We start from the raw sequence: 4,123 nt of genomic DNA on the forward strand, positions 1-4,123 counted from the left end.
CCAGGTCGTTGCCGAACACCGCCGACTCCTGGGTGAACCTGTCCCCGGTCAACTGCATGCCGTCGCCGGAATCGCCCGCGAACCGGATGATGACCCGATCGAGCTGCTTGACCTGCTTGGTCACCGTGCGCACTTCCTTCTTCTGACTGCTGGTGGGACGCCGGCCCGATCGTACCGCCAGTATGTGGAAACTGGAACACGTTCCAGTTTCCCGCTGACCGGTCGGCTCCTGACGGCTCAACGATAACCGCGCGCCGGTCGCCCGGAGACCGGTCTCCCTGCGCGGACGGTCGGGGGCGGGTGACGCGCGACACGCCGTTGATGAACGACTATAGAGACTAAGTCTACTAAGATACGTGACATTAACGAATGCGCCGGGCGATGCCGGGCCGTGAGAAAGAGATCGTAATGACCCCCAAGAGCACTGCAGTTCTGGCCGCTTCCCTCCTCGGCATCAGCGCACTCGCCGGCTGCGCCGCCAGCGGAGCCGAGTCCACCACCACCGTCCGGGTCGTCGGCTACTCGGTGCTGCAGGCGGCCAACGAGTCGGTCCTGGAGGACTTCCTGGCCACCGACGCGGGCGCCGGCGTCCGCTTCACCGAGTCGTACGGCGCCTCGGGCGACCAGAGCCGCGCCGTCCTCGCCGGTCAGCCCGCGGATGAGGTCCACCTCTCCCTCGAGCCCGACGTCACCAAACTCGTCGATGACGGCCTGGTGGCCGCTGACTGGAAGGACAACGCCACCCGCGGCATCTGCACCCAGTCGATCGTCGTGATGGTCGTGCGTCCGGGCAACCCGCAGAACATCTCCACGTGGTCCGACCTCGTCGAGCCGGGTGTCGAGATCGTCACCCCCAACCCCGCCTCCTCCGGCTCCGCGAAGTGGAACCTGCTGGCCGCCTACGGTTCGGTGCTTGCCGAGGGAGGCTCCGAGGCCGAGGCTCAGCAGTACCTGACGGCTCTCTTCGCCCATGCCGTCGCCCTGCCGGACAGCGGCCGTGACGCCACGACCGCCTTCACCGGCGGCACCGGCGACGTCCTGCTCTCCTACGAGAACGAGGCGATCCTGGCTCGGCAGAGCGGCGCTGACTTCGACTACGTCGTGCCCGAGTCGTCGATCCTGATCCAGAACCCGTGCGCGGTCACCGTCGACGCCCCGCCCGCAGCGCAGGCGTTCCTGGAGTTCCAGAAGACCGAGACCGCGCAGCAGGGCTACGCCCAGACCGGCTACCGCCCGCTGGTGAACGTCACCGACCTCGTCGTCAAGGGCGCCAACGACGAGAGGAACCCCTTCCCGGAGCCGAAGGTGCTGCTGACCGTCGACCAGGACTTCGGCGGCTGGGCCGACGCGAACGTCCGCTTCTTCGACGCGGGCAAGGGCATCATCACGATGATCCAGGCCGAAGCAGGCAGGTGATGGCAACGCTCACTGCGGTCCGCGCGGCGCCCACGCGCCGTACGGATCCCGCGGGGAGGTTGACCAGGGCGTCCGGCCTCGGCCTGGGGGTCGCCATGCTCTGGTTCAGCCTGCTCGTGCTCATCCCGCTGGGTGCGGTGGTCGTGAAGGCGGCCGGCGGTGGCTGGGAGACCTTCGAGCAGGCACTGACCAACCCGCAGACCTTCGCCGCGCTCCGACTCACGGTCGTGACGTCGCTGCTGGTGACCGCCATGAACATGGTGATGGGCACGCTCATCGCCTGGGTGCTGGTGCGTGACCGCTTCCGGGGCAAGGCCGTGCTGGACGTCATCATCGACATCCCGTTCGCCCTGCCCACGATCGTGGCCGGAATGGTGCTGCTCTCGCTCTACGGCCCGGACAGCCCGATCGGAGTCGAGGTGAACAACACCCGCAAGGCCGTCTTCCTGGCCCTGGCCTTCGTCACGCTGCCGTTCGTGGTGCGCACCGTGCAGCCAGTGCTGGAGGAGATGGAGACCGACGTCGAAGACGCAGCTGCCTCGCTGGGCGCGACTCGTCTCACCACGCTGCGCCGGATCGTGCTGCCGACGCTGGCGCCGGCGATCTTCTCGGGTGCCGCGCTCTCATTCGCGCGGGGGATCAGCGAGTACGGCTCGCTGGTGCTGCTCAGCGGCAACCTGCCCAACCGGACCGAAGTGACCTCCGTGCGGCTGTTGACCTATCTCGAAGGTGGGGACACCGCCTCTGCGGCGGCAGTGGCCACCGTGATGCTGGTGATCGCCCTGCTGGCGCTGGTCTCGCTCGACCTGATCCAGCGACGGGTGGCCGGACGTGGCTAGCACCGTTGTCGTCCGGGATAACCCCACCGTGCGCTGGGGCCTGCGCCTACTCGTGATCACCTACCTCTTCCTGTTGGTGGTGTGGCCCTCCTCGCTGGTCGTGCAGCACACGTTCGCCGACGGACTCGGTGGGCTGCGTGACGCGCTCGCCGATCCGCACGTGGTGCATGCCCTGAAGCTGACCAGCTTCGTCGCGGTCACGGCCGTGGTGATCAACCTGGTTTTCGGGGTGGGCATGTCGTTGCTCTTGGTGCGCTCGCGATTCCCGGGCAAGCGGCTGCTGAGTGCGCTGGTCGACCTGCCGCTGTCGGTCTCCCCGGTCGTGGTCGGCCTGGCCCTGGTGCTCGTCTACAACGGGCGCTTCGGCCTCTTCGGGCCGACCCTGGAGGCGCACGGCATCCAGATCATCTTCGCCACCCCCGGGATGGTGATGGCCACCTGTTTCGTGGCTCTGCCGCTGGTGATCCGTGAGGTCGTCCCCGTGCTCGAGGAGATCGGCGACGACCAGGAGCAGGCGGCTCGGAGCCTGGGTGCCAACGCCGTGCAGACCTTCCGTCGGATCACCCTGCCGAGCATTCGTTGGGCGATCGTCTACGGCGTCGTCCTCAGTCTGGCCAGGTCGCTGGGCGAGTTCGGTGCGGTAAAGGTGGTCGCCGGCAACGTCGGTGGGGAGACCCAGTTGGCCACTCTTCTCGTGCACGAGAAGTACCAGAACTTCCAGCAGCAGACGGCGTACTCGGTCTCGTTCATGCTCGCCTTCGCTGCCGTCCTCTGCCTGATCGTCGTGTCCCTGTTGCGTCCCAAGGAGAAGTCATGAGTATCGAGATCAGCGGTGTCAGCAAGCGCTTCGGCGACTTCGTCGCCCTCGACGATGTCTCGGTGTCCCTGCCCACCGGCCAACTGACGGCGCTGCTCGGGCCGTCAGGCGGCGGCAAGTCCACCCTGCTGCGGATCATTGCCGGTCTCGACTCTGCCGACGCCGGTTCGATCTCCATCGCCGGCACTGACGCCACCCGGCTGCCGGCCCAGAAGCGGAACGTCGGCTTTGTCTTCCAGCACTATGCGGTCTTCAAGCACATGACGGTGGCGAAGAACGTCGCCTTCGGTCTGGAGATCCGCAAGCGACCCAAGGACGAGATCGCCGCCCGGGTGGACGAACTGCTCAAGCTCGTGCACCTCTCGCAGTTCGCACACCGGATGCCCTCGCAACTCTCCGGCGGTCAGCGCCAGCGGATGGCGCTGGCCCGGGCGCTCGCGGTGGAGCCTTCGGTACTCCTGCTCGACGAGCCGTTCGGGGCGCTGGATGCCAAGGTCCGCAAGGAGCTGCGGGACTGGCTGCGTCGCCTGCACGACGAGGTGCACGTGACGACGGTGTTCGTGACCCACGACCAGGAAGAGGCCCTCGAGGTCGCCGACGAGATCGTGGTGATCAACCATGGCCGGGTGGAGCAAGTCGGTACACCCGATCAGTTGTACGACGCCCCCGCCAACGACTTCGTGATGGGCTTCCTCGGCGAGGTGACTCAGTTCGCCGGGCGCACCCTGCGCCCGCACGACATCGACATGTCCACCACGCCGTTGCTCGGCGCGGGCTCGGCGCAGGGCCGGATCACCCGGTTGCTGCGGGTCGGCTTCGAGGTGCGGGTCTCGGTGCTGACCGAGCGTGGCGAGGACGTGACCCTGATCGTCACCCGTACCCACGCCCGCTCGATGGCGCTCGAGGTGGGCGTGACGGTCTGGATCGAGGCGGCGGTCGGGGCCACGGCCGTCGGAGGCAGCCCCGTCGAGAGTGGGGGCTCCTCGTTGGTTGGCGCCGCCGGCTGAACGTCACCTGCCACTTGTGGTTGCCACACGACCGCCCACCTGCC

4 protein-coding genes are annotated in these 4,123 nt (G+C 67.6%); all 4 read left to right on the top strand.

Annotated elements, in window-relative coordinates:
* Positions 1-408 precede the first annotated feature (408 nt).
* Genes ABZE72_RS16035 through ABZE72_RS16050 form a run of 4 tightly spaced genes read left to right on the top strand, consistent with a single transcriptional unit; the run spans position 409 to position 4,079 of the window.
* A complete protein-coding gene (locus ABZE72_RS16035) occupies positions 409-1,416 on the top strand; it encodes a sulfate ABC transporter substrate-binding protein (RefSeq protein WP_372730037.1) in 1,008 nt (335 codons plus the stop codon).
* A complete protein-coding gene (gene cysT, locus ABZE72_RS16040) occupies positions 1,416-2,255 on the top strand; it encodes a sulfate ABC transporter permease subunit CysT (protein ID WP_372730038.1) in 840 nt (279 codons plus the stop codon). The genes ABZE72_RS16035 and cysT overlap by 1 nt, the downstream gene beginning before the upstream one ends.
* Positions 2,248-3,072, top strand: coding sequence for a sulfate ABC transporter permease (locus ABZE72_RS16045; RefSeq protein ID WP_372730039.1), 825 nt, complete (start codon positions 2,248-2,250; stop codon positions 3,070-3,072). Before cysT ends, ABZE72_RS16045 begins: the two co-directional genes overlap by 8 nt.
* A complete protein-coding gene (locus tag ABZE72_RS16050; RefSeq protein WP_372730040.1) occupies positions 3,069-4,079 on the top strand; it encodes a sulfate/molybdate ABC transporter ATP-binding protein in 1,011 nt (336 codons plus the stop codon). Before ABZE72_RS16045 ends, ABZE72_RS16050 begins: the two co-directional genes overlap by 4 nt.
* The last annotated feature ends 44 nt before the right edge of the window (positions 4,080-4,123 follow it).

The sequence above is a fragment of the Nocardioides sp. genome (genome assembly GCF_041600255.1).
GTDB lineage: Bacteria > Actinomycetota > Actinomycetes > Propionibacteriales > Nocardioidaceae > Nocardioides.

Bases quoted from the DNA above. Each gene is read 5' to 3' on its own strand.
- cysT (WP_372730038.1), top strand. From the start codon at position 1,416: ATGGCAACGCTCACTGCGGTCCGCGCGGCGCCCACGCGCCGTACGGAT.
- ABZE72_RS16050 (WP_372730040.1), top strand. From the start codon at position 3,069: ATGAGTATCGAGATCAGCGGTGTCAGCAAGCGCTTCGGCGACTTCGTC.
- ABZE72_RS16035 (WP_372730037.1), top strand. From the start codon at position 409: ATGACCCCCAAGAGCACTGCAGTTCTGGCCGCTTCCCTCCTCGGCATC.